This window comes from Mesorhizobium sp. LCM 4576 (assembly GCF_001854815.1).
Taxonomy (GTDB): domain Bacteria; phylum Pseudomonadota; class Alphaproteobacteria; order Rhizobiales; family Rhizobiaceae; genus Mesorhizobium; species Mesorhizobium plurifarium.
In genome coordinates this window covers 262587-287714 of the sequence record NZ_MDDT01000089.1, presented here as the reverse complement: position 1 = coordinate 287714, position 25128 = coordinate 262587, and the positions used below count along the sequence as shown (strand labels likewise).

The window sequence follows — 25128 nt, the reverse complement described above, 5'->3', positions numbered from 1 at the left end:
TAATGACCGATCGATTGAAGAAGGTCCTGCTCGGCGAACAAGGCCTCGTCGTCATCTTCATCGTCGCCTTCGCGCTGGTGTCGCTGCTGGTGCCGAACTYTCTCACCGACCGCAACATGCTTGGCCTGCTGCAGTCCGTGGTCACCGTCGGCATCGTCGCCTGCACGATGATGTTCTGCCTCGCGGCGCGCGATTTCGACCTGTCGGTCGGCTCCATCGTCGCCTTTGCCGGCATGGTCGCGGTGATGGCATCCAACTACACCGGCTCGATCCTGCTTGGCCTCATCGCTGCCATCGCCTGCGGCGCCGTCGTCGGCTGGGTCAACGGCGTCGTCATCGCCAAGTTCCGCATCAACGCCCTGATCACCACCTTGGCCACCATGCAGATCGTGCGCGGCTTCGCGCTGATCTCGTCCGACGGCCGCGCCGTCGGCATCAACAGCCCGGATTTCTACCAGCTGGCTCTGTCGAAGCTGCTCGGCATCCCGACGCCGATCTGGGTGCTGGCGGTGCTCTTCGCCGTTTTCGGCTTCGTGCTCAACAGCACCGTCTTCGGCAAGAACACGCTGGCCATCGGCGGCAATCCGGAAGCCTCGCGCCTCGCCGGCGTCAATGTCGACCGGACGCGCATCTGGATCTTCACGCTGCAGGGCGTGGTCTGCGGCATCGCCGGCATCCTGCTTGCCTCGCGCATCACCTCCGGCCAACCCAACGCCGCGGTGGGCTTGGAGCTGTCGGTGATCTCGGCCTGCGTCCTCGGCGGCGTCTCGCTGGCCGGCGGCAGGGCCACGATGTCGGGCGTCATCGTCGGCGTGCTGATCATGGGCATCGCCGAGAACGCCATGAACCTGCTCAACATCCCGGCCTTCTACCAATACATCGTGCGCGGCGTGATCCTGCTTCTGGCGGTCCTGCTCGACAATCTGCGCTCCTCGGCATTGGGGCGGCGCTGATGGCACGGCTCGAGGGAAAACGCATCTTCCTCACCGGCGCGGCGCAAGGCATCGGCTACGCCATCGCCGAGGCCTGCCTGCGCGAGAAGGCCGAGCTGTTCCTGGTCGACCGCGACGCGGAGCTGCTCGCCGAAAGCGCCGGACGTTTGGGCAAGGTCGCGCATGCCGCGGCCGATATCGCCGACGCCAAGGCAATCGAGGCCGCGATGCAGGCAGCGGCAAAGGCCATCGGCCCGATCAACGCCGTCATCAACAATGCCGGCGTCAATGTCTTCTCGACGCCGCTCGAGGCCACCGAGGACGACTGGACGCGCAATCTCGACGTCAATGTGAAAGGCGCCTGGCACTGCGCCAAGGCGGCRCTGCCGGGAATGATCGGACAGGGCGGCGGCGTGATCCTCAACATCGCTTCCACGCACGCCTTCACCATTATCCCGCACACTTTCCCCTATCCCGTCRCCAAGCATGCTCTGCTCGGCCTGACCAAATCGCTGGCGATCGAATATGCCGGCAACAATGTGCGCGTGAACGCGCTGGCGCCGGGCTATGTCGCTACCCAGAAGGTCATCGATTACTGGAACAGTTTTGAAGATCCCGAGGCCGCGCGCTCCAAGACGCTGGCGTTGCATCCGGGCGGGCGGATCGCCACGCCGGAAGAGATCGCCATGGCGGCGGTCTTTCTCGTCTCCGACGAATGCCCCTTCATCAACGCCGCCTGCCTCGTCGCGGATGGCGGCCTGAGCGTGCTTCACCACCCCTGACACACAAGCCATAATGGGAGGAAACCATGGCGACTGATGTTATCGAGAAGTTCCTGCTGACGCGTCGCCAGGCGCTCGCGCTCGGCGCAAGCGCAGCACTAGCCGGTGCGCTGCCGCGCGACGCCTTCGCAGCGGACGAAAAGGTCACGCTCTGGCATGGCTGGACCGGCGCCGACAACACCACCGCGCTCAACGGCGTCATCGACACCTTCAACAAGGGCGGCAAGGGCRTCACCGTCGAGCCGACCGGCTACGATTGGKATACGCTTTTCTCCAAATGGGTGGTCTCCTCGGCGGGCGGCCGCGCGCCGGACCTGGTGCTCTTCCACATCACCGAGCTGCCGGAATTCGCCACGCGCAAGGTCATCCGCCCGATCGACGACGTCGTCGCCTCATCCGGCCTCGACCTGTCGCAGGTTCCGGACGCCGGCCGCACAGGCGTGACCTTCGACGGCAAGGTCTATGCCGCGCCGCTCGATGTGCATCCGCTCGGCTTCTACTACAATGTCGATATGGTGCAGGAGGCGGGGCTCGATCCGGCCAAGCCGCCGAAGACCGGCGAGGAATTCCTCGAATGGGCAAAGAAACTGACCGTCAAGGACGGCAGCGGCAAGATCACCCGCTATGGCTTCGAATTGCCAAACACCTGGGCGACGGCGCGCTGGATCTGGTTCAGCCTGATGTACCAGAATGGCGGCACCTTCCTTGACGACAAGGGTCTGGCCGCGGTCGATAGCGAGGCCTCGCAGAAGGCGTTGCAATATCTCGTCGACCTGATCAACGTGCATGGCGTGACCAACCCCGAGGTCGGCGGCAACAAGGGCGAGGACGCCTTCGCCTCGAAGCAGGTCGCCATGAAGTTCATCGGCCCCTGGGAGGTCAATCTGCGCATGGCGCAGAAGATGAATTTCATGACCGCGCAGCTGCCTGTTTTCGGCGCCAAGCCTGCGGTATGGGCGAACTCGCACTGCATGGCCGTGTCGAARCAGAAAAGCGACGACAAGCTCGCCGCCGACGGCACCTTCATGAAGTGGTTCTTCGACAACTTTGCCGCCCCGGCCACCACTGTCGGCATCATCCCGCAGAGCAAGGCGGTGCGTGAAAGCGCGGCCTTCACCGGCACCGAGCAGTACAAATACTTCAAGTCCTTCGTCGACGACCTGCCCAACATCGTCTACGAGCCGCTGATCCCGCAATACCTGTCGGTCTTCTCCTTCGACAAGCCGACGCCGCTGGTCACCAATCTGCAGGCAGCTCTCAGCGGCTCGAAGTCGGTGCCCGACGCCTTGAAGGCGATGAAGGAAGGTCTCGACGCGCAGCTGAAGAAGGGCTGATGGCATCGCTGGCGTCACAACCGGCGGGCCGCTCCAGGGCCCGCCGCGCAGCGGCGCAGGAAGGAGGGGCGGTGCGCAGCGGCATGACGCTTGCCGCCTATCTGTTCCTGTCGCCCTATCTGGCGTTGTTCATCGCCTTCATGCTGTTGCCGACGCTCGCCGCCATCGGCATCAGCTTCATGCGCTGGGACATCCTCGGCACGCCGGAATTCATCGGGCTGGACAATTACCGGCAGATCTTCGCCGATCCGCTGTTCCTGACCGCGATCAGCAACACCTTCTATTTCGTCTTCCTGACGGCGATCCCGATGGTCGTGYTCGGCCTGGCTCTGGYCATGCTGCTCGACCAGAAGCTCAAGGGCACCGCCTTCGTGAGGACGGTGGTGTTCCTGCCCTATGTCGTCATGGTCTCGACGGTCGGCATCCTCTGGGGCTGGCTGTTCGACAAGGGCACCGGCCTCGTCAATTACTATCTCACCACCATCGGCATCGAGCCGATCGCCTGGCTCAAGGACCCGCACTGGTCGATGCCGGCGCTGGCCATCACCACCATCTGGTGGACCGTCAACACCAACATGATCATCTTCCTGGCGGCGCTGCAGGACATTTCCGAGGAATTGCATGATGCCGCCACGCTCGACGGCGCCGGYCCGTGGCAGCGCTTCGTCTACATCACCTTGCCCTTGCTGCGGCCGGCCATGGCGCTGGTCACCGCGCTCACCATCATCAATGGCTGGCGCGTCTTCGGCCAGGCCTATGTGATGACGCAGGGCGGGCCGGAGGCGAGCACCTTCGTCATCGTGCAATATATCTACCTCACCGCGTTTCAGAATTTCGAAATGGGCCCGGCCGCCGCCGCGGGCGTGGTGCTGCTCCTGATCACGCTCGTCTTCTCGCTGGCCCAGATGAAGCTGATGAAGGCGATCTGATGCAGGACCAGCGCTCCAACCGTGYCGGAAAATCGCTTGGCGGGCRCACGCTCGCCTATGTGCTGATGATCGTCGTGACGGCGCTCTGGGGCGCGCCGATCCTGTGGATGCTGGTCACTTCGATCAAGCCCGAGAGCGAGATCTATGCCTATCCGCCGSCATGGATTCCAGACGCGCCGACRCTGGAAGCCTATGGCGCGCTGTTCCAGCGCTTCCCCATGCTGACCTGGTTCCGCAACTCGGCCGTCGTCGGCATCCTGACCACCGTGCTGACCCTGGCCGTCGATGCCTTGGCCGCCTATCCGCTGGCCCGCATGCAATTCCCCGGCCGCCGCGTCATCATGGGCGTGATCTTCGCGACCTTCCTTTTGCCCTATGAACTCCTCTTCGTGCCGCTGTTCCTGGGCCTCAACAGCTACGGCCTTGTCGACAGCGTCTTCAGCCTCACCGTGCCGGCTTCCGCCAATGCCTTCGGCGTCTTCCTGCTGACCCAGTTCTTCCAGGCCGTGCCGCGGGAGCTGGAGGATGCCGCCATCATGGATGGCTGCGGCCGTTTCGGCTTTTTCTGGCGCATCCTGTTGCCGCTGACCAAGCCGGGACTTGCCACCGTCGCGATCTTCACCTTCGTCGCCAGCTGGAACAATTTCTTCTGGCCGCTGATCGCCACCAATTCCGACGAGACCCGCACGCTACCGGTCGGGCTGGCCACGCTGGTCGGCGGCGCCGGCATGTCGATGAAGCAGAGCGTGCTGATGGCTTCGGCCGTCGTGGCGACGCTGCCGACGGCGATCTTCTTCCTCGCCTTGCAGCGGCACTTCGTGCGCGGCATCGCCGCGACCGGCATCAAGGGCTGACGATGGCCGATATCGGGATCGATCCGTTGCGGATCGCTTCGGCGCACGCGGCAATCGATCAGAAGCGCTCGCGATAGTCGCGCGGGTTGGTGCCCAGCACACGTAGAAAGCCGCGCCGCATCGTTTCTTCCGAGCCGAAGCCGCAGCGCCGCGCTGTCTGGCTGACGGTCTGCCCCCGCTCCAGCATCCGCCGCGCCGCCTCGATCCGGATCTCCTCGACGGCGCGGGCGGGTGTGCGCCCCGTCGCCTCCTGATAATGCCGCGAGAAACTGCGCCGGCTCATATTCGCGCGGTCGGCCAGTTGCTCCAGCGACAGGTCTCCGCTCAGATTGTCCAGGATCCAGCCATGCAGCCGGTCGAAGCGCCCGTCGCCTTGCTGCAGCTTGAGGGTCTCGCTGAACTGCGCCTGGCCGCCGGGACGTTTCAGGAAGACGACCAGCTCGCGCGCCACCGCCAGCGCCGTGCGCCGGCCGAGGTCGGCCTCGACGAAGGACAGCGCCAGGTCGATGCCCGCCGTCACGCCGGCGGAGGTCCAGACATTGCCGTCGCGAAGGAAGATCGGGTCGGGGTCGAGCCGAACCGCRGGAAAGCGCTTGGCGAACTCCGCGCAGCGTYCCCAATGGGTCACCGCGCGGCGGCCGTCGAGCAGACCGGCCTCGGCCAGCAGCATGGCGCCGCTGCAGACGGAGGCGGTCCGCGTCGCATCGCGCGAACGGCCGATGATCCAATCCACCAGTTCAGCCTCCTCGCATGCCGCGTTGACGCCCCAGCCGCCGGGCACGATCACCGTGTCGATCTCGGTCCCGTGTGCCGGCAGCGCCGCTGCCTCCAGCACCAGGCCGGACGATGTCCTGATCCGCGGCGAAGYGGCGACGACGGCGACCTCATAGGCGGGCGCTCCGCCGGCCTGCATCTTGAAGTCGTTGGCGCTGGCGAAAACCTGCAGCGGTCCGCTGACATCGAGGAGCTGGATGTCGGGATAGGCGAGGATTTCGATGCGGCGCATGGCTTTGGCCTGAAACGAGGGATCAATGGCAATCGCGCCAAAGCATGATGCCTTACATTGCCAGAAGTCAACTCGCGGAGATTCCCCATGTCCCTTCGTTTCGGCATTCTCGTCTTCCCCAACGTCCAGCAGCTCGACCTCACCGGGCCTTATGAGGTCATGGCGACGGTCAAAAGCGCCGAGGTGGAACTGATCTGGAAGAATCGCAATCCGGTGACGTCCTCGACGCGGCTGTCGCTTACGCCGACGGCGACCTTCGACGATTGCCCGCCGCTCGACGTGCTGTGCATTCCAGGCGGTGGCGGCGTCAACGCGCTGCTGGAGGACAAGGCGGTTCTCGATTTCGTCTGGGAGCGCGCGGTTGAGGCGCGCTACATCACCTCGGTGTGCAGCGGCGCCCTGGTGCTTGGCGCGGCCGGATTGCTCAAGGGCAAGCGGGCGACCACGCACTGGTATGCGCATGATTTCCTGGAAGAATTCGGTGCGATCCCGGTCGATGCGCGCATCGTCGAGGACGGCAAGCTGATCACCGCCGGCGGCGTCACCTCGGGGATCGATTTCGGCCTGGCGCTGGTCGCAAGGCTGCTCGGTCAAGCGGAAGCCGAAATCGTGCAGCTCTCGCTCGAATATGCCCCGGCGCCGCCCTTCCGCTCCGGCACGCCCGCCGGGGMTTCGCCGGCCGTCCTGGCGGAGGCAAAGGATCGGCTTTCGGGTTCGCGGCGGGTTCGCGAGGAAATGTTCGCGCGCTGGCGCGAAGAGCGGGCGTCGGCCAAGCCGGCACGCATCGGCGCCTGAACGACAGGCCGGATGGCGGGTCCCTCCGCCGTTCGGTCGTTACCATTTCGACTGTTGACTCATCTTTCCGCCTGTGCAGAAATTGGTTGGACCATTGAACCACTTCGGGCTCAACCTGCGTGACCGATTTCCTGCCCCCCATCCAGACCACGGCCCGCGACGACGCGGTGCTGAAGGCCTTGGCGGGCTTCGTGCGGCAGGAAGCTCTGGGCCCGGGCGAGAAGCTGCCGACCGAGCGCATCCTGGCCGAACGCCTCAAGGTCAGCCGCAACACGGTGCGCGAGGCGCTGACGCGCTGGGAAGGCCTCGGCCTTGTCGAGCGGCGGCAGGGCTCGGGCACCTATCTCAAGGCCGCTGTCTCGCCCGACATGCTGCACATGCCGCTGACATTGGCGGGCGGCAACGATTTCGCCGGCCTGATGCGCACGCTGGAGATCCGCCGCGCGCTGGAGGCCGAGGCGGCGGCCCTTTGCGCCATCCGCGCCGGCAAGGCCGAGATCGCCGAGATCGAGCGCAAGCTCGACATCATGGAAGATGCCTTCCGCACCCGCGCCGGCATGTCCTCGGAGGAGGACTGGGAATTCCACCAGGCCGTCTACCGCGCCTCGGGCAATCCGCTCTTCGAGCAGATCATCAGCGCCATGCACGAGCTGTTCCACCGCTTCTGGGAGCATCCRCTCGGCGTGCGCGATTTCGGCCATGCCAGCTTCCCCTATCACCGCACCATCTTCGACCGCATCGCCGCGCATGATCCGGACGGCGCCCGCGCCGAGGCGCTGAAGCTCATCGCCACCGTCGAGGACGATCTGAAGCGCGGCGCCGCCAACCTCAAACTTTCGGACCGCAGATGAACGAGCAGCCCAACACTTTCGATCCGGCCTCCCTGGCCAGCGACTATCTCGGCGAGGCGGCGACGCTTCTGGCGCATGACGATCCGTTCCCCGGCGGCGCGGTGGTGCCGCCGATCTACCAGACCTCGCTGTTCACCTTCGCCAGTTACGCCGACATGGCCGATACCTTTGCCGGCCGGAGAAAGCAGCCGATCTACTCGCGTGGCGACAATCCGACGGTGATGGAGTTCGAGGCGCGGGTCGCTGCGCTTGAGGGCGCGGAAGCCGCGCGCGGCTTTTCCAGCGGCATGGCCGCGATCAGCAGCACCGTACTTGCCTTTGTCGGCGCCGGCGAGCGCATGGTCGCCGTGCGCAACTGCTATGGCGACGCCTACCGCCTGTTCGAGCGCCTGTTCCCGCGGTTGCACATCAAGGTCGACTATGTCGACGGCGCCGATCCCGACGCGGTTGCCGCCGCTCTTCCCGGCGCCAAGCTGCTCTATCTCGAAAGCCCGACCTCGATGATGTTCGAGCTGCAGGACCTGGAGCATCTGACGCGGCTGGCAAAGGAGCAGGGCATCGTCACCACGATCGACAATTCCTGGGCCACCCCCGTCTTCCAGAAGCCGATCTCGCATGGCGTCGACCTGGTGCTGCATTCGGCCTCGAAATATCTGAGCGGCCACAGCGACACCGTCGCCGGCGTGGTTGCGGGTTCGGCCGCCCACATCAAGCACATCAACGAGCAGACCTATTCCCAGCTTGGCGGCAAGCTGTCGCCCTTCGAAGGCTGGCTCCTGCTGCGCGGCCTGCGCACGCTGCCGCTGCGGCTGCCGCACCACATGAAGAGCGGGCTTGTCCTCGCCGAGCGGTTGAAGGCGCATGGCAAGGTCGAGCGCGTCAACCACCCAGCCTATTCCAACCATCCCGGCAAGAGGACATTAGCCGGCTATGCCGGGCTGTTCTCCTTCGAGGTCACCGAGGATGTCGATATCCCGGCCTTCGTCGATGCGCTGAAATATTTTCGCATCGGCGTCAGCTGGGGTGGCCATGAAAGCCTGGTCGTGCCGGCAAAGGCCTCGCTCGAGCAGACGCCGGGCATCAATTCGATGGCGCGCTTCGGCGTCAGCCCCCGAACCATCCGCTTCAATGTCGGATTGGAAAATGTCGAAGACCTCTGGGCCGATATCGCCCAAGCCTTCGACAAAAGTAAAGCCTTCGACAAGTCAAAAAAATAACGAGTGTTCAAAATGGGAGTCCTGAACATGAAAAGACTGACCTTCATGCTTGCCGCCGTCGCCGGCCTGGCGATTTCCGCCAGCGGCGCGCTGGCCGACACCACCATCAAGCTGGTCGAGGTCATCACCAGCCCGCCGCGCACCGAATTCCTGAAGAAGCAGATCGCCGAATTCGAGAGCGCCAATCCGGGCATCAAGGTGGAGGTGGTCTCGCTGCCCTGGGGCCAGGCCTTCGAAAAGTTCCTGACCATGGTGCAGGCCGGCGACACGCCCGATGTGGTCGAGATGCCGGAGCGCTGGATGGGCCTCTACGCCAACAACGGCCAGCTCGAGGATCTTGGTCCGTTCATGGCCAAGTGGCCTGACGCAAAGACGCTCGGCGACCGCGCCAARCAGTTCGGCTCGACCGTCAACAACACGCAGTTCATGATCCCCTACGGCTATTATGTGAACGCGCTGTTCTGGAACAAGAAGCTGTTCAAGGAAGCCGGCCTCGACCGGCCGCCGGAAAACCTCGACGAGTTCGTCTCCTTCTCCAAGAAGATCTCGGCCATCCCCGGCAAATACGGCTACTGCCTGCGCGGCGGCCCCGGCGCCTTCAACGGCATGCACATGTTCATGAACATCGCCGACGGCAAGGGCGGCTATTTCACCGACGACGGTGTCTCGACCATAAATGACGCGGGCTCGATCAAGGGCCTGCAGATGCTGGCCGACATGTACAAGGACGGCCTGGCGCCGAAGGACGCCGTGAGCTRGGGCTTCAACGAAACGGTCACCGGCTTCTATTCCGGCACCTGCGCCATGCTCAACCAGGATCCGGACGCGCTGCTCGGCATCGCCGACAAGATGAGCGCCGACGACTTCGCGGTCGCGCCGCTTCCGGTGGGCCCGAGCGGCAAGTCCTATCCGACGCTGGGCTATGYYGRCTGGGCGATGTTCGCCAATTCCCAGCACAAGGACGAAGCCTGGAAGCTGATGGCCACCCTTCTGTCGCCCAAGGACAATCTGGAATGGGCCAAGGAAGTCGGCGTCATCCCGATCCACAACGGCGCCGACCAGGACGCGCATTTCAAGACCGAGCAGTTCAAGGGCTGGTTCACCGAGCTCAGCGACAGCTCGAAATATGAAATGGTGACGCCGCCGACCCATCTGGAGAACCTCGGCAACTTCGTCGACCAGGTGGCCATCAAGAACTTCCAGGAAGTGCTGCTCGGCCAGAAGCCGGCCAAGGACGTGGCCGACGAATGGGCCAAGTTCCTGACCAAGGAACAGCAGGACTGGCTGGCCAAGAACAAGAAGTAAGCGCAGGCCTCTTCCTTCTCCCCGTTTACGGGGAGAAGGTGGTCCGAAGGACCGGATGAGGGGCAGCGCCAGACCTTCGTAAGTTCGCGCCGCCCCTCATCTGCCTGCCGGCATCTTCTCCCCGTAAACGGGGAGAAGGGCGCTGTCGCCAATGTCGGTCCCCATTCCCCAACGCGAGCACCGTATGACCTACGCAGTGTCCGAAATCCGATCCGCCGCCCGGCCGCGCAAGCGGCGGCTGAGCAAGGCCGCGATCGAGCCTTGGCTCTATCTTTCGCCGGCTATCGTCCTGCTGGTCCTGGTGCTTCTGGTGCCGCTCATCATCGGCATCAGCTACTCCTTCCGCAAATTCTCGGCCTTCAAGTCGCAATATGTCGGCCTCGCCCAGTACCAGGCGATGCTCTCCGACCAGGTGYTCGGCCAGGCGCTGATCAACACGCTGTGGTGGACGGTCGCCAGCCTGTTCTTCCAGTTCTTCCTCGGCCTCGGTCTGGCGCTGCTCCTCGACAAGCCCTTCTACGGCCGCAAGGTCGTGCAGGCGGTGGTGTTCCTGYCTTGGGCAGTGCCGTCCTTTCTCTCGGGCCTTACCTGGGCCTGGCTGTTCAACCCGATCATCGGGCCGTTGCCGCACTGGCTCTTCGCRCTGGGCTTGAAAGCCGAGCCGACCAATGTGCTCTCCGATCCCGCCACCGCCATGTGGGGACCGATCGTCGCCAACATCTGGTTCGGCATCCCGTTCTTCRCCATCACGCTGCTCRCCGCGCTGAAGTCRATCCCGTCCGAACTGCATGAGGCGGCGGCCATCGACGGCGCCTCGCCCTGGCAGCGCTTCACCAAGGTGACGCTACCTTTCCTGGCGCCGACCATCGTCATCACCGTCATGCTGCGCACCATCTGGATCGCCACTTTCGCCGACCTGATCTTCGTCATGACGGAGGGCGGGCCTGCCGGCTCGACCAGCACGGTGCCGGTCTACATCTATGTCAGCGCCTTCAAGTCGCTCGACAAAGGCTACGCTTCGGCCGTTGCGGTGCTGCTTCTGGTGTTGCTCATTGCCTATGCCATCGGCCTGATCGCCATCCGCCGCACGCTGGTGAGGCACGTCTGATGATCGCCGGTCGCTCCACCTCCTCGCGCATTTTCGGCGGCATYGGACTCTACGCGGCAATCGCAGCTTACGTGATCTTCGCGCTGTTCCCGATCTTCTGGACGCTGAAGATATCGGTGACGCCCGAACGCCTGCTCTATTCCGAAGGCATCACCTTCTGGCCGTCTGAAACCACGCTCAAGAACTTCGCCACTGTGCTCGAAGCCTCCGACTTCCCGCGCTACTTCCTCAACAGCGTCATCGTCTCGGTGTCGACGGCAGCGTTCGTCACCGTCATCGCCACGCTCGCCGGCTATGCCATGTCGCGCTTCACCTTCCGCGGCAAGGCGACGCTGGCGATCCTGTTGCTGCTGACCCAGACCTTTCCRCTGGTCATGGTCATCCCGCCGATCTACCGCATCATGGGCGATCTCGGCCTGACCAACAGCCTGATCGGCCTGATCATCATCTACACCGCCTTCAACACCGCCTTCGCCACCTTCCTGATGCAGTCCTTCTTCGACGGCATCCCGAAGGACCTGGAGGAAGCGGCGATGATCGACGGATGCACGCGCGCTGAGGCGATGCGCCGCGTGATCGTACCGCTCACCCTTCCGGGCATGGGCGCGACGCTCGGCTTCGTCTTCACCGCCGCCTGGAGCGAATTGCTGTTCGCGCTGATGCTGATCTCCAGCGACGAGCAGAAGACCTTCGCCGTCGGCCTGCTCACCTTCATCGGCAAGTTCGCCGTCGACTGGGGGCAGATGATGGCGGCTTCCATCCTGGCGCTGATCCCGGTCTGCGTCTTCTTCGCCTTCCTGCAACGCTATCTCGTCACCGGCCTCACCGCCGGCGCGGTCAAAGGATAAAAGATGGCTTCCGTCACGCTGCAAAACGTCGAGAAGGATTATGGCGCGCTGCGCATCCTGCACGGCGTCGATCTCGAGATCGCCGATGGCGAGTTCGTCGTGCTGGTCGGCCCGTCCGGCTGCGGCAAGTCCACGCTCTTGCGCATGATCGCCGGCCTCGAAGAGGTCACCGGCGGTGAGATCCATATCGGCGAGCGCCTGGTCAACGACGTCGCGCCGAAGGACCGCGACATCGCCATGGTGTTCCAGTCCTACGCGCTCTACCCGCATATGGATGTCTCCTCCAACATGGGCTTCAGCCTGATGCTGAAGAAGGCGGAGAAGACGACGATCGACGACCGCGTCGGCGCCGCCRCCAAGCGCCTCGGCCTCGACTCCTATCTCGGCCGCTTGCCGAGGCAGCTTTCCGGCGGCCAGCGCCAGCGCGTCGCCATGGGCCGCGCCATCGTGCRCGACCCGAAAGTCTTCCTGTTCGACGAGCCGCTCTCCAACCTGGACGCCAAATTGCGCGTCCATATGCGCGCCGAGATCAAGGCGCTGCACCAGCAGCTCAGGACCACGTCCGTCTATGTCACGCACGACCAGGTCGAGGCCATGACCATGGCAGACCGCATCGTCGTCATGCATGACGGCTATGTCCAGCAGGTTGGCCGTCCGCTCGAACTTTACGACCGRCCAGCCAACACCTTCGTCGCCGGCTTCATCGGCTCGCCCGGCATGAATTTCTTGCCGGCTAAGGTCGCCAAGGGCGGCAAGGTCGATGCCGTGCTGGCGGACGGCCAGAAGCTCAGATTGCCGGACGGCCTGCCGCTGAAGGACGGCGATGCGCTCACCGTAGGATTGCGGCCCGAGCATATCCGGCTGGTGGACGACGGCGCGCTGAAGGCCGAGGTCGAGGTCGTCGAGCCGCTCGGCCTGTCGACGCAGTTCTATGTCAGGCTGGCCAATCAGCAGATCTGCGTCTTCGTCATGGGCCGCAGCGACGTGAGGCCGGGCGACACGATCCGTCTCGCCGCCGATCCGGCGGCGCTGCATCTCTTCGATCCGAAAAGTGGAAATCGGATCGGCTAGCTGGCCAGCAGTGCATCCGTTCGCCAGCAGGCGATCAGATGGCCGTCGCCCACATCGGCGGCAGCCGGCTCCGCTTCCCGGCAACCGGCCAAGGCAAGAGGACAACGATCGGCGAACGCGCACCCGCCATGCGCTGTCTCTGCGGCCGCTTGGACCGAAACTGCCGGCGCCTCGTCCGAAGACGCCGCCAAAAGCAGCTTCGTATAAGGGTGGTTGGGTCCGCGAAAAACCTGTTCCGATGAGCCGGTCTCGATCAGCCGGCCGCGATAAAGCACGCCTATCCGGTCGGCCATGTAGCGCACGACCCTGAGGTCGTGGCTGATGAACAGATAGGTCGTGTCCTGGTCGCGCTGGAGGTCGTTGAGCAGGTTGAGCACCGTCGCCTGCACCGACACGTCGAGCGCCGAGGTCGGTTCGTCCAGCACCACCACTTTCGGCGCGCCGGCGAAGGCGCGCGCGATCGCCGCCCTCTGCCGCTGGCCGCCGGAGAGCGAGCGCGGCTTCTGTTCCACGGTCGTGTCGGTCAGCCTGACGGAACGTAGCAGCTCGGCGACGCGGTTCTTCGCATCTCTGCGGCCAAGGCCAGCAAGCCGCCGCAGTGACCGGCTGATGATCCGCCCGATCCGATGGCGCGGATTGAGCGTGCGGTCGGGCGACTGGAAAACCATCTGCAAGTCGCGCCGTTCGCGCCGCGCCCGTCTCTCGGCGCGCGGCGCGACGGTCTTGCCGAACAGCTCGACCGATCCTTGGCTGGGTGTCTGCAGGCCGGTGACGATCCTTGCCAGCGTCGACTTGCCCGAGCCGGATTCACCGATCAGGCCGAAGGTCTCGCCTTGTCCGATGCGGAACTCGACATTGTGCAGCACCGGCTGCGAACCGAATGAATGACTGACGCTCTTGCAGGCAATAGCGGTCCGGCGTTCCGGATCCGGGCCGGTTTGGCGAGCGGCCGGCTGGATGTGGCTTGCCGCGCCGATCTCTGCCAGCCGGCCGTCGCGCTTGGTGAAATTGAGCGCCGGGATCGAGGCGATCAGCGCCTTGGTATAGGCATGGGCGGGATTCTCGAAAACCTTCTCGGCGCCGCCGCTCTCGACCACGGCGCCCGACTRCATCACCGCAACGCGGTCGCAGGAGCGGCGGATCAGGTTGATGTCATGGCTGATCAAAAGGATGCTGGTCTTGTGGTCGCGGCGCAGATCGTCGAGGATCGCGATCACTTCCGACTGCACGCTGGCGTCGAGCGCTGTCGTCGGTTCGTCCAATACCAGCAGCGCCGGGTCGAGCGCGATGGCAATCGCGATGTTGGCGCGCTGCTGCATGYCGCCGGAAAGCTCATGCGGGTAGAGGTCGAGCACCCGCTCGGGATTGGCGACCCGCACACGCCGGAGCAACTCAGCCGAGCGCCAACGCGCCTCCTCATGGCGGACCGGACGATGGCGCATGATCGTCTCGCCGATCTGTCGGCCGATCGTCATGGCCGGGCTGAGCGCGGCCCCTGGATGYTGGTAGACCGCCGCGATACGATCGCCTCTCAGGCCGCGCAGCTCCTCGCCGGAGAGGCCGCGTATTTCCCGACCCTGGAACTCCAGCGCCGAGGCCGCCAGCCGGGCATTGCCCGGCAGATAGCGCAATATGGCCAAAGCCACGGAGCTCTTGCCCGAACCTGACTCGCCGACCAACCCCAACGCTTCGCCCTGGCCTATGGAGAGCGAGACACCATTGACGGCGGATTGCCATCCTCTTTTCCCGCCATAGGCGATGGAAAGTTTCTCCACGTTCAGCACTGAAGGGGACATCAAGACCTCGAAATCGCTTTCTGCCGGTACCCTAATCAAGGGCAATCGCTTCCGCTCATTTAGTACATTATCTCTATAAAATTACTCGAATTAACGACAAGCGCAATCTAGCCTTTCACCTGATCGAGAGATTTCAACGGCGCTGCCGATGCAACGCCGGCTCTCTCGCGAAGCTGCAAGGAGGCCGGCATGGCGCGAAATCAACTGATCCTGAGCGCGTTCTTCTTCAACCCCCAGGGCGATCACCGCATGTCGTGGCGGCACCCGCGCGCGCCCGGCCGGGAAGTGCTTGGCTTCGACTACTATCGAGAGCTCGTCCAGGCCGCCGAGCGCGCCGGGATCGACACGATCTTCGTCGCCGACCACGTATCGATCTGGGATTCTGTGAAGAGCGGCGTCGCGCATTACGCCAATGCCCGCCTCGAGCCGCTGACGCTGCTTTCCGCGCTGGCCGGCGTAACCAAGCATATCGGTCTCATCACAACCGCGTCGAGCTCCTACAGCGAGCCCTACAATGTGGCCCGCCTGTTCGCCTCGCTCGACCATATCAGCGGGGGCAGGGCGTCGTGGAACGTCGTCACCTCGGCCATGGACGAGGAGGCGCGCAATTTCGGCCGCGACGGCAATATCGAGCATGCCTTCCGCTACCAGCGCGCGGCCGAATTCCTCGATATCGTCAAGGGGCTGTGGGACAGCTGGGAGGATGAAGCTCTGCTGTTCGACAAGGAAACCGGCTATTTCGCCGATCCGGACAAGGTCCATGTGCTCGACCATCGCGGCGCGCATTTCAAGGTGCGCGGGCCGCTCAACGTCTCGCGCCCGCCACAGGGCCATCCGCTGATCGTCCAGGCCGGCTCGTCCGAGGACGGCAAGAATTTTGCGGCTGCCCACGCCGATGCCCATTTCGCCATCTACAGCACCAGGGAAGACGGAATCCGGTACCGCGAGAACATCAACGAGCGGCTCGCCCGTCACGGTCGGCGGCCGGAAAGCTTCAAGATCCTGCCGGGCATCCTGCCGATCGTCGCGGCGTCCGAGGCCGAGGCGCGCGACAGGCAGGAGTACCTGCAGACGCTGCTCCCCGATCGCGTCGGCATCGATCTCCTGTCGAGCTGGAGCGGCATCGATCTTTCGGCCTATCCGCCGGACGGCCCGCTGCCGCAGCTTCCGGACGAAAGCACCTTCAATGGCGGGCGCACCTCGCTCAATCGCGTCAGGCAGTGGGCGACGCAGAACCTGACCCTGCGCGAGATCGCCCGCAAACTCGCCAACAGCGGCTCGGTGCCGACCGTCGCCGGCACGCCGAAACAGATCGCCGACCAGCTCCAGGACTGGTTCGAGGCGGGCGCCGCCGACGGCTTCAACCTGATGTTCCCGCTGCTGCCGGAGGACTGGATCAATTTCGCCGAGCAGGTCGTGCCCGAACTACAGCGCCGCGGCGTCTTCCCGACCGAATACGCGCCCGGAACGCTGCGCGACCGCTTCGGCCTCGCCCGCCCCGCCAACCGCTTCGCCGAGCAGCGCGCCAACCAGCGCGCCGTGTCCTGAGGGAGAGCTGTCATGACCGCCGCACCGAGACTGCAGCCGCGCGAAGCCACCGCGCCGCAACTGATCAACGTCCTGCACAGCCCCAAGCGCATCCGCGTCAAGTTCGCCGGCCGCATTATCGCCGACAGCCGCAACGTCATGGTTCTGCGCTCCAACCATTTCCTGCCGATTTATTTCTTCCCGCTGGCGGCGATCGACCAGTCGGTGCTGAAGCCGTCGAAGCAAGGCCAGCAGCATCCGATCGGCGGCGAGAYGAAATACTGGGATATCGAAACGGGCGACAGGCGCGCCGCCGATGCCGCCTGGTCGTTCACGGCGCCRCCGGATGAGAACCTCGCGCCGCTCGCCGGCCGCGTCGCCTTCACCTGGAACCTCGTGGACCAGTGGTTCGAGGAGGACGAAGAGGTCTTCGTCCATGCCCGCGATCCCTATGCGCGCATCGACGTGCTGCAAAGCTCCAGCCATGTCGAGATCTGGTTCGACGGCGAGCCGATCGCCGACAGCCGGCGTCCCGTGCTGCTCYTCGAAACGCACCTGCCGACGCGGTTTTATCTGCCGCTCGAGGATGTCCGCCTCGACCGGCTGAGGGCCTCGTTGACCAGGACCCGATGTCCCTACAAGGGCATYGCCTCCTACTGGTCCGGCGTGCTCAAGGACGGCTCTTTGCGCGAGGACATCGCCTGGAGCTACCGCGATCCGATCGCCGAAATGCCGAAGATCAAGGGGCTGATCGCCTTCTATCCGCAAGCAGTCGACCGCATCCATCTCGACGGCCAGCCGGTCTGACCCGGCTCCGTCGCCTCCACTTCATTTCAAACCGCGATTTTCACAGAGGCAAAAATGACCAAACGCAACGAAATCGACGCCCTTCGCAACCTGTCCGGCGACATCTGGAACGTCGCCGTCGACGAATATGCCAAAGGCTATCTCAAGCGCCGCGACCTGCTGAAATATGCAGCCCTCATCGGCCTGACCGGCTTCGCCGCTTCGCAAGGCCTCGGTTTCTCCCGGGCCCGCGCGGCTGTCGCCGGCGGCACCGTCCGCGTCGGGCTCGGCCAGCCGACCAAGGCGATCGATCCGGTCACGGTCACCGATCCGGCCAGCATCGGGGTGCTCAGTCAGGTCGGCGAATACCTGATCCTCGACGATCCCAAGGACGGGCTGCAGCCGAAGCTCGCTTTGTCCTGGGAAGCCGACGAGACGGCCAAGCGCTGGACCTTCAAGCTGCGGCCCGGCGTGAAATTCCATGACGGCCGCACCGTCACCGCCAAGGATGTGGTGGCGAGCTTCGAGCGTCTGGTCGATCCAAACAGCGGCTCGTCGGCGCTCTCTGCCTATAAKGGCATCCTGTCCAAGGGCGGCGCCAAGATTGTCGACGACGAGACGGTCGCCTTCGATCTCGACCAGTCGAACTCGAATTTCCCCTTCTATGTCTCGTCCGACGTCTACAACGCCGTGATCCTGCCGGYCGACTATGCCGGCGACTTCGAGAAGAATTTCAACGGCACCGGGCCGTTCAAGCTCGAATCCTTCCGTCCCAAGCAGGGCGCCAGCTTCGTGCGCAATCCCGACTATTGGGGCGACAAGGCGCTGCCCGATCGCGTCGAGATCAAATTCTTCGACGACGAACAGGCACAGGTCGTCGCGCTGCAGGCAGGCCAGCTCGACGTCATCCCGAGCACCACGCGCCTGGAATTGGCGATCGAGGGCAATCCCAACTTCAAGCTTTTGAGCGTGCAGGCGAGCTCGCATGACGCCGTGCATCTCAGGACCGACCAGGCGCCGTTCACCGACAAGCGCGTCCGCCGCGCGTTGGCGCTCACCCTCGACCGCGAGGCCATCGTGAAGGGGCTGCTCAAGGGTCGCGCCATCGCCGGTAACGACACGCCGTTCGCTCCGATCTTCCCCTCGGCCGATCCGTCCGTGCCGCAGCRCAAGCAGGACATCGCCGAGGCCAAGCGGCTRCTCGCCGAAGCCGGCGTGCCCAACGGCTTCGAGGTGACGCTGACCACCGAGCGCGCCTACGACAYCCCCGACTACGCCGTCATCATCCAGAACTTCGCCAAGAAGGCCGGCATCGACGTCAAGCTCAATGTGCTGCCGCAGGACGCCTATTACGGATCGGCGACCTTCGGCAGCTCGCCCTGGCTCGACTCCAATCTCGGCATCACCGATTTCGGCCATCGCGGCACGCCCGACATCTTCCTCAACGCGACGCTGAAGAGCGACGGCGCGTGGAACGCCGCGCATTTCAAGAATGCRGATTATGACGCCTTGCTGGTCGAATACGGCAAGGCGCGTGACCTTCAGGCGCAGCGCATCGCGGCCGGCAAGATCCAGGCCCTGTTGCTCGACGAGACGCCGGAGATCATCAGCTACTTCTCGCAATACAGCCGCATCTCCAGCGCGAAAGTGGAGGGCGTGCGCTTCACCGCGATCTCGCATCTCCTGCTCGACCGCGTTTCCTTCGTCCAGGCATGACGCGGAAACGCCAAACCAGGCGGGATGCCGGATGCTGACCGGCCGCACCTTGTCGGCGCGCGCGGCCTCGCTCCTGCTGACGCTGTGGCTGGTCAGCGCGCTGGTTTTCCTCGCCGGGCAGGTCCTGCCCGGCGATGTCGCGCGCGTCATGCTCGGTCCCTTCGCCGACGCGCAAGCTGTCGCCGCGCTGAACAGACAGCTCGGCGCCGATCAGCCGGTGCTCGTCCAATACTGGCGCTGGTTCAGCGCGGCGCTCACCGGCGATTTCGGCACGTCGCTGTCGATGCGCGCGCCGGTCGGCCCCTTCGTGCTGGCAAGCCTCGGCCGCTCGGCCGCACTTGCCGGCATCATCCTTTTGTTTCTCGTGCCGCTCGGCGTCGGCGCGGGCATTGTCGCCGGCCTCAACCGGGGACGACTGATCGACCGRCTGATCGTGCTCGCCGGCGTCTCCTTCGGCATCGTTCCGGATTTCGTGTCCGGCCTGCTCCTGCTCCTGGTCTTCGGCCTGTGGCTGAACTGGCTGCCGATCACGGGTGCCGCGCCCGATGGCGCGGGCCTCTGGACGAGCGGCTACTATCTCATCCTGCCGGCGCTGCCGCTGGTGCTCAACCTCGCCGGCTATCTGGCGCGCATGACGCGGGCCGGCGTCATCGAGGCGCTTGCCGCCGACTATACGCGCACCGCCACGTTGAAAGGGCTGGATCGTCGGCAGGTCATTCTCCGCCACGTGCTGCCCAATGCGCTGACGCCGACCATCGCGGTGCTTGCCACGCAGAGCGGCTACATGCTCGGCGGGCTGGTGGTGATCGAGGCGTTGTTCGGCATCCAGGGCCTCGGCAACCTCGTGCTCAATGCCGCCAAGTCGCGCGATTTCCCGATGCTGGAAGCGGGCGTGCTGGTGATGGCGACGATCTTCGTCCTGTCCGCCGCGATAGGCGATCTCGTCCAGGCGCTGYTCGACCCGCGGCAGCGGCGGCGGGCGTCGCCATGATGGACCTTTTGGAATTCCCGGCACCGTCGCACGCGCCCGTTGTCTTGCGGGTCGCCGGCAGGCTGAGCCGCGCCGTTCGCGGCCTTCCCGCGTCCGTCATCATGGGATCGCTCATCCTCGCTTTCTGGATCGCTTGCGCCCTGTTCGGCGACCGGCTGGTTCCCTATGATCCTTATGCCGAGGATTTCCTCGCCACGCTGACGCCGCCGGACGCCGCGCACTGGTTCGGCACCGACCATCTTGGCCGCGACGTGCTGTCCCGCATCATCGTCGGATCGCGCGATATCCTGCTGGTGGCGCCGCTGGCCACGCTTGGCGGTGTTGCCGCCGGCACCATCATCGGCCTGGTGCTCGGCTATTTCGATGGCCTGGTCGACGCGATCGGCGCGCGGCTGCTCGACACGCTGATGGCCTTTCCCTTCATCGTGCTCGTCACCATGACGCTGGTGGCGCTGGGGCCATCGAACCTCACGGTTATCCTGGTGATCGCCATCGCCTATGCGCCTCTGGTGGCCAGAACCGTGCGCGCCGCGGTGCGCGAGCAGAAGGAGCGCGAATATGTCAGCGCGGCCCGCCTAGGCGGCGAGAATGCTTTCGCCATCATGGTGCTGGAGATCCTGCCCAACATCAGGGAGACGATCCTCATCGATCTCGTCACCCGGCTGGGCTACGCCTTCTTCTCGATCGCCACGCTGAGCTTCCTCGGCCTCGGCATCCAGCCGCCTTCGGCCGACTGGGGCCTGGCGATCGCCGAAGGCTACGGCTTCCTCACCGGCGGAAAATGGTGGGTCGTGGTCTTCAACTCGGGCGCGATCGTCTCGCTGGTCATGGCGACCAATCTGATCGCCCAAGGCATCGGCGCTTTCGAGAATATCGAGAGGTGAATTGCGGCTTTGATTGCTAGACTCCTGTTGATTCGTCTCGACAGGAAACGGCATGAGCAAGGCCCTTGGCACGTTCGCACTGATCACGGTTCTGAGCGCCTTACTGATGGCGCTGTCATTGGCCGTGGCGAGGCACGGCTATCCCTACGGCGCCTATGGCGTGAAGCGCCTCGACGGCATCGCCGACGCCGGCTCCTTCCTGGCGATCGCCGCCGTCTATTTCTTCGGCGCCATGCTGATGATGATCCTGCCGATCCGCGCCGCCGGCATCGTGCTGACCCATGCCGCCGACGCGATCTTCTGGGCGACGATCATGCTCTTCGCGACCATCGTCGGCTCGCTCGTCGCCAGATGGGCCTTCGGCCAGCATGAGGTGCTTTGGGCGCTCTTCAACTGGCGCTTCCTGTTCGTGGCAGTGATCGTGGCGGCGCACCTCACCATGAACGAGCTTCGCCGCAATGTCCTGCTCAGAAGCCTGTTCTTCGTCGTCTTTGGCGCGGTCACGCTCGCCTGCCTGTTCTGGTCGTTCTCGACCTGACGCGATCCGGCTCTAGGTTAAGATCGCGGGTAGACCTCCTGCTGGCCAATAGCTATATCATTTGTCTGACAATTGACCCGGCCGAAGGCCGCCGCGACCAATCTCGAAGGAAAAAACAAGATGACCGTGCTCCRCAAGAACCTGATCGACGGCGAGTGGCTTGGCGAGGCCGGCTCGCGCAACATCAACCCCTCGAACACCAACGACGTCGTCGGCGAATACGCTTCGGCGGGGCCGGAAGAGGCAAAGCAGGCGATCGCGGCCGCCAAGGCCGCTTTTCCGGCCTGGTCGCGCTCCGGCCCGCTGGCCCGCCACGCCGTGCTGAAGAAGACCTCCGACGAGATCATGGCGCGCAAGGACGAGATCGGCCGCTCGCTCGCGCGTGAAGAAGGCAAGACATTGGCCGAGGGCGTCGGCGAGACGATCCGTGCGGCGCAGATCTTCGATTTCTTCGCCGGCGAGACGCTGCGCCTGTCGGGCGAGATGGTGCCGAGCGTGCGGCCGGGCGTCGGCGTCGAGATGACCCGCGAAGGCGTCGGCGTCGTCGRCATCATCACGCCTTGGAATTTCCCCATCGCCATTCCCGCCTGGAAGATTGCGCCGGCGCTCRCCTACGGCAACACGATCGTCTTCAAGCCGGCGGAGCTCGTGCCCGAAAGCGCCTGGACCATCGTCGACATCCTGCACCGCGCCGGCCTGCCCAAGGGCGTGCTCAACCTCGTCATGGGCAAGGGCTCGGTTGTCGGCCAGGCGATGCTCGACAGCCCTGACGTCAACGCCATCTCCTTCACGGGCTCGGTCGGCACGGGCAAGCGCGTCGCCGCGGCCAGTGTTGAGCATATGCGCAAGTTCCAGCTAGAGATGGGCGGCAAAAACCCGCTCGTCGTGCTCGATGACGCCGATCTCGCCGTCGCCGTCGATTGCGCCGTCAACGGCGCCTATTTCTCGACCGGACAGCGCTGCACGGCGTCCTCGCGTCTCATCGTCACCGACGGCATTCACGACCGTTTCGTCAATGCGGTGAAGGAGYGGCTGGACAAGCTCGTCATCGGCGATGCRCTGGACGCCAAGACCCAGATCGGCCCGGTCGTCGACCAGACGCAGCTCAAGCAGGACGAGGACTACATCGCCATCGGCCGCCAGGAAGGCGCCGAACTCRCCTTCGGYGGCGACCGGCTGGAGCGCGGCACGCCGGGATTCTATCTGCAGCCGGCGCTGTTTGTCGGCTCGACCAATGCCATGCGCATCTCGCGCGAGGAGATCTTTGGACCGGTCGCCAACGTCATCCGCGTCAAGGACTACGACGAGGCGCTGGCTGTCGCCAACGACACGCCGTTCGGCCTGACCTCGGGCATCTGCACGACCAGCTTGAAGCACGCGACGCATTTCAAGCGTAATTCCGAAGCCGGCATGGTGATGGTCAATCTGCCGACGGCGGGTGTCGACTTCCACGTGCCGTTCGGCGGCCGCAAGGGCTCGAGCTACGGTCCGCGCGAGCAGGGCCGCTACGCGATGGAGTTCTACACCACGGTGAAGACGGCCTATACATTCGCCGGCTAGAGTGGTTCACCGTTTCACGGAAACGGCGAACCACTCTATCTCTTTGTTTTGACGCAATTCCGGGCGGAAAACCGCTCACACTTTTCCTGGAATTGCTCTAATCCAATCCGGGAGGAGCTCGATGAACGTGGCCGACATGACATGGCTCAACCCGCCGCCGCACCACACGGTCGGCGACGGCACGCTCACCGTCCGAACGGGCAAGGAGACCGACTTCTGGCGCGAGACCTTCTACGGCTTCTGGCGCGACAACGGCCATTTCCTCCACCGTCCCGTCGAGGGTGATTTCAGCGCCGAGGTCACCGTCAAGGGCGACTACAAGGTGCTTTACGACCAGGCGGGGCTGATGCTGCGCCTCAGCGAAACGCACTGGATCAAGGCCGGCATCGAATACACCGACGGCTTGGCCTATTTCTCCGTCGTCGTCACCAACGACACCTCCGACTGGTCGCTGGTCGCCATCGCCGCCGGCAAGGACGGCGTCAGGATCCGCCTGACCCGCCACGCCGAGGCGATCCGCATCCAGTATCTCGACGCCTCGGATGGCCACTGGAAGCCGGTTCGGCTGGCCTATTTCCCGACCTCGAAAGCGGTCGATGTCGGCATGATGTGCTGCTCGCCGCAACGCGAAGGTTTCGAGGTGACATTCTCCGGCTTCACGATCGGGCCGGCGATTTCAAGGGACCTGCACGACTGAGCGACGCACCGTAGGCCCGTCTCACCACGGCACGTGCAGGATCTCGAGTCTCGGCAGGCCGATCGGYCGGATCCCCAGATCGTTGGCGAGCACGCCAAAGGCCTCCGTCTCGATCAGGTCGCGATAGGGGATTTCCGGAAAGCGGAGCCCGCCGCGATGCAATGTCGCGTCGACCAGCAGCATCGTCCCGCCGACGCCGTCCAGTCCGATGCTGTCGAGATGCCTGACGTCGCTGAGATGAAGGCGGTTGTAGGAATACGCCGGGGGTTGATGGATGCCGCCGTATATCTCGCGATAGTAGCGATAATCCTTCTCCTTGCCCACGCTGATGAAGCTGTTGAGGTCGAAGCTGCCGCCGCCGGCGATCTTGACGCAGTTGGGAACCACGATGCGATGCCCGCCTTCCATAAGCCGGCTCAGGATGTCGCCGGGAAACCGCCATACATCGATATCGACCCACAACGCCCAATCGTCATCCGGGTTGAGGCCGTGGTCGATCAGGTGGTTGCGCACCTTCGCGATGGCGCCGCGCCTTGCGCGCTGCAGGCGTCGCTTGGCGCGCTTGGTTCGATCGACCCGGACGCCTGTCTGTCTCTGCAGCAGAACCACGTCACGATAGTTGCCGGTCAGCGGCGCCACGGCTTGCTGCAATCGCTCCCAGCTTCCGTCCGTGCTGTCGCCCTCGCAAAAGACCAGCTTGATCCTGTCCTTTGGGTAATCGAGTGCGGAGACGGCATCGAGAAACGGCTGGATATGATCCGCCGCGTCGCGCAGCGGCACCAGAATGGCGACGTTGCCGCCTGACGGGGCAGGCGCGGCGACGGCCGCCGGGTCCACGCCCTCCCTGGCGGCTGCTTCGCTCAGATAGGCGCCGCGCGTCAGATGGTGCCAGGACCGGTAGACCCGCGTGCGGATCTTGTCTCGCCATCCCGGCGCCGGGGCGCGTGTCCACCATGTGCCGGCCCAATGGTGGATGGAAAGGGTAGGCGTCTCGTTGCCGCCATTGCGTCCGGCCGAGTCCACCGGCGCGAACAACGCCGAAGGGTGGATGGCGAAGGCGGATTGGTCACCGTAGCTGAGCTGCGCCGAAGTCATCACACAGGGGCCTGTCGCGTCGATGGCCTCCTTGGCGTGGGCCAGCCCCGGCAGGAAGGACAGGAGGTGAAGCCAGAAGGGATGTCCGGGCGGGCTGGCGATCGTGCCGTTGAACAGAAGATAGRGCAATCGGYGGAAATCGGCCTGCACTCGCGCATGCGTGTCCGGTTCCTTGCAGACCACGATCCGGTCCTCGCTGGCCAGCGGATCGAACGAGGCCACGCATTCGCAGTCGATATCGGCATAGACGCCGCCGAAATGGTGCAGAAGCATATACCGTCCGGCATCCGCCCTCAGCACACCCCGTTCGTAACTGCAAAAGGTCGGCAGGAAGTCGGGATAATGCCGGGCGACGAACTCGAGCAACCGCCGGTCGTTCCAGAACATCATCGTCCAGTCCGGATGGTGCCGCTTCCAGCTCTCGACATAAGCCTGGAACCGGGCGGGGATGTCGTCGGTCTTCCAGGTCTGGTGCAGGATCTTGGGGATCATCGAAGACTCGTTGT

23 protein-coding genes are annotated in these 25128 nt (G+C 64.6%); 20 read left to right on the top strand and 3 right to left on the bottom strand.

The features are described from left to right. The first annotated feature begins 2 nt into the window (after window positions 1-2). Genes araH through LCM4576_RS33005 form a run of 5 tightly spaced genes read left to right on the top strand, consistent with a single transcriptional unit; the run spans window position 3 to window position 4831 of the window. Entirely contained in the window at window positions 3-953 is a 951-nt protein-coding gene (gene araH, locus LCM4576_RS33025; protein WP_071036465.1) for an L-arabinose ABC transporter permease AraH, read from the top strand. Next, on the top strand, window positions 950-1714 hold the full coding sequence (locus LCM4576_RS33020; protein ID WP_116398069.1) for an SDR family oxidoreductase: 765 nt from the start codon (window positions 950-952) through the stop codon (window positions 1712-1714). Before araH ends, LCM4576_RS33020 begins: the two co-directional genes overlap by 4 nt. A 26-nt stretch (window positions 1715-1740) precedes the next feature. After that, window positions 1741-3048: an ABC transporter substrate-binding protein gene (locus LCM4576_RS33015; protein WP_071036463.1), complete on the top strand. Its 1308-nt coding sequence runs from the start codon at window positions 1741-1743 to the stop codon at window positions 3046-3048. Beyond that, the gene (locus LCM4576_RS33010) at window positions 3048-3977 is read left to right on the top strand and encodes a carbohydrate ABC transporter permease (protein ID WP_071036462.1); all 930 of its coding nucleotides are present in this window, start codon (window positions 3048-3050) and stop codon (window positions 3975-3977) included. The genes LCM4576_RS33015 and LCM4576_RS33010 overlap by 1 nt, the downstream gene beginning before the upstream one ends. Continuing rightward, complete coding sequence (locus tag LCM4576_RS33005) at window positions 3977-4831, top strand: carbohydrate ABC transporter permease (protein WP_071036461.1); 855 nt, start codon at window positions 3977-3979, stop codon at window positions 4829-4831. The genes LCM4576_RS33010 and LCM4576_RS33005 overlap by 1 nt, the downstream gene beginning before the upstream one ends. Window positions 4832-4889: 58 nt before the next feature. Here LCM4576_RS33005 and LCM4576_RS33000 read toward each other — a convergent pair whose 3' ends face one another. After that, window positions 4890-5837 (bottom strand): GlxA family transcriptional regulator, encoded by a 948-nt coding sequence (locus LCM4576_RS33000; protein WP_071036460.1) that lies wholly within the window; start codon window positions 5835-5837, stop codon window positions 4890-4892. An 87-nt stretch (window positions 5838-5924) separates the two neighbouring features. Between LCM4576_RS33000 and LCM4576_RS32995 the strand changes: the two genes are divergently transcribed. The 7 genes from LCM4576_RS32995 (at window position 5925) to LCM4576_RS32965 (ending at window position 13032) form a co-directional block, all read left to right on the top strand. After that, the gene (locus LCM4576_RS32995; RefSeq protein WP_071036459.1) at window positions 5925-6632 is read left to right on the top strand and encodes a DJ-1/PfpI family protein; all 708 of its coding nucleotides are present in this window, start codon (window positions 5925-5927) and stop codon (window positions 6630-6632) included. Between the two features lie 119 nt (window positions 6633-6751). Then, the gene (locus tag LCM4576_RS32990) at window positions 6752-7483 is read left to right on the top strand and encodes a FadR/GntR family transcriptional regulator (RefSeq protein WP_041001158.1); all 732 of its coding nucleotides are present in this window, start codon (window positions 6752-6754) and stop codon (window positions 7481-7483) included. Beyond that, window positions 7480-8700, top strand: a complete 1221-nt coding sequence (locus LCM4576_RS32985; protein WP_041001160.1) for a PLP-dependent transferase — start codon at window positions 7480-7482, stop codon at window positions 8698-8700. Before LCM4576_RS32990 ends, LCM4576_RS32985 begins: the two co-directional genes overlap by 4 nt. 27 nt (window positions 8701-8727) lie before the next feature. After that, entirely contained in the window at window positions 8728-10005 is a 1278-nt protein-coding gene (locus LCM4576_RS32980; protein WP_071036794.1) for a sugar ABC transporter substrate-binding protein, read from the top strand. Window positions 10006-10189: 184 nt separating this feature from the next. After that, window positions 10190-11113 (top strand): carbohydrate ABC transporter permease, encoded by a 924-nt coding sequence (locus LCM4576_RS32975; RefSeq protein ID WP_071036458.1) that lies wholly within the window; start codon window positions 10190-10192, stop codon window positions 11111-11113. Continuing rightward, window positions 11113-11961 (top strand): carbohydrate ABC transporter permease, encoded by an 849-nt coding sequence (locus LCM4576_RS32970; RefSeq protein WP_071036457.1) that lies wholly within the window; start codon window positions 11113-11115, stop codon window positions 11959-11961. Before LCM4576_RS32975 ends, LCM4576_RS32970 begins: the two co-directional genes overlap by 1 nt. A gap of 3 nt (window positions 11962-11964) precedes the next feature. Continuing rightward, window positions 11965-13032, top strand: a complete 1068-nt coding sequence (locus LCM4576_RS32965; RefSeq protein WP_071036456.1) for an ABC transporter ATP-binding protein — start codon at window positions 11965-11967, stop codon at window positions 13030-13032. On the opposite strand, the gene LCM4576_RS32960 is transcribed toward LCM4576_RS32965, so the two are convergent. Then, window positions 13029-14828 carry an ABC transporter ATP-binding protein gene (locus tag LCM4576_RS32960; protein ID WP_071036455.1) on the bottom strand — a complete coding sequence of 600 codons (1800 nt, stop codon included), beginning with the start codon at window positions 14826-14828 and terminating at the stop codon, window positions 13029-13031. The two genes, LCM4576_RS32965 and LCM4576_RS32960, sit on opposite strands and share 4 nt — an antisense overlap. A 189-nt stretch (window positions 14829-15017) precedes the next feature. On the opposite strand from LCM4576_RS32960, the gene LCM4576_RS32955 reads away from it, so the two are divergent. The 8 genes from LCM4576_RS32955 (at window position 15018) to LCM4576_RS32920 (ending at window position 23527) form a co-directional block, all read left to right on the top strand. Next, window positions 15018-16376 (top strand): LLM class flavin-dependent oxidoreductase, encoded by a 1359-nt coding sequence (locus LCM4576_RS32955; RefSeq protein WP_071036454.1) that lies wholly within the window; start codon window positions 15018-15020, stop codon window positions 16374-16376. Between the two features lie 12 nt (window positions 16377-16388). Next, window positions 16389-17162 (top strand): DUF427 domain-containing protein, encoded by a 774-nt coding sequence (locus tag LCM4576_RS32950; RefSeq protein WP_071036453.1) that lies wholly within the window; start codon window positions 16389-16391, stop codon window positions 17160-17162. Between the two features lie 54 nt (window positions 17163-17216). Beyond that, complete coding sequence (locus LCM4576_RS32945; RefSeq protein WP_071036452.1) at window positions 17217-18857, top strand: ABC transporter substrate-binding protein; 1641 nt, start codon at window positions 17217-17219, stop codon at window positions 18855-18857. Between the two features lie 31 nt (window positions 18858-18888). After that, window positions 18889-19848 carry an ABC transporter permease gene (locus LCM4576_RS32940; RefSeq protein WP_071036451.1) on the top strand — a complete coding sequence of 320 codons (960 nt, stop codon included), beginning with the start codon at window positions 18889-18891 and terminating at the stop codon, window positions 19846-19848. Beyond that, window positions 19845-20732 (top strand): ABC transporter permease, encoded by an 888-nt coding sequence (locus LCM4576_RS32935; RefSeq protein WP_083354611.1) that lies wholly within the window; start codon window positions 19845-19847, stop codon window positions 20730-20732. The genes LCM4576_RS32940 and LCM4576_RS32935 overlap by 4 nt, the downstream gene beginning before the upstream one ends. Window positions 20733-20784: 52 nt before the next feature. After that, the gene (locus tag LCM4576_RS32930) at window positions 20785-21270 is read left to right on the top strand and encodes a hypothetical protein (protein WP_040988758.1); all 486 of its coding nucleotides are present in this window, start codon (window positions 20785-20787) and stop codon (window positions 21268-21270) included. 120 nt (window positions 21271-21390) lie between these two features. Continuing rightward, window positions 21391-22830, top strand: a complete 1440-nt coding sequence (locus LCM4576_RS32925) for an aldehyde dehydrogenase family protein (protein ID WP_071036790.1) — start codon at window positions 21391-21393, stop codon at window positions 22828-22830. 121 nt (window positions 22831-22951) lie between these two features. Further along, entirely contained in the window at window positions 22952-23527 is a 576-nt protein-coding gene (locus LCM4576_RS32920; protein ID WP_071036450.1) for a DUF1349 domain-containing protein, read from the top strand. Window positions 23528-23548: 21 nt separating this feature from the next. Here LCM4576_RS32920 and LCM4576_RS32915 read toward each other — a convergent pair whose 3' ends face one another. Beyond that, window positions 23549-25114, bottom strand: coding sequence for a glycosyltransferase (locus LCM4576_RS32915; protein WP_071036788.1), 1566 nt, complete (start codon window positions 25112-25114; stop codon window positions 23549-23551). Window positions 25115-25128 lie beyond the last annotated feature (14 nt).

Excerpts from the sequence above, each read along its gene's own strand:
- LCM4576_RS32985 (WP_041001160.1), top strand. The coding sequence starts at position 7,480 with ATGAACGAGCAGCCCAACACTTTCGATCCGGCCTCCCTGGCCAGCGAC.
- LCM4576_RS32930 (WP_040988758.1), top strand. The coding sequence starts at position 20,785 with ATGAGCAAGGCCCTTGGCACGTTCGCACTGATCACGGTTCTGAGCGCC.
- LCM4576_RS32935 (WP_083354611.1), top strand. The coding sequence starts at position 19,845 with ATGATGGACCTTTTGGAATTCCCGGCACCGTCGCACGCGCCCGTTGTC.
- LCM4576_RS32955 (WP_071036454.1), top strand. The coding sequence starts at position 15,018 with ATGGCGCGAAATCAACTGATCCTGAGCGCGTTCTTCTTCAACCCCCAG.
- LCM4576_RS32920 (WP_071036450.1), top strand. The coding sequence starts at position 22,952 with ATGAACGTGGCCGACATGACATGGCTCAACCCGCCGCCGCACCACACG.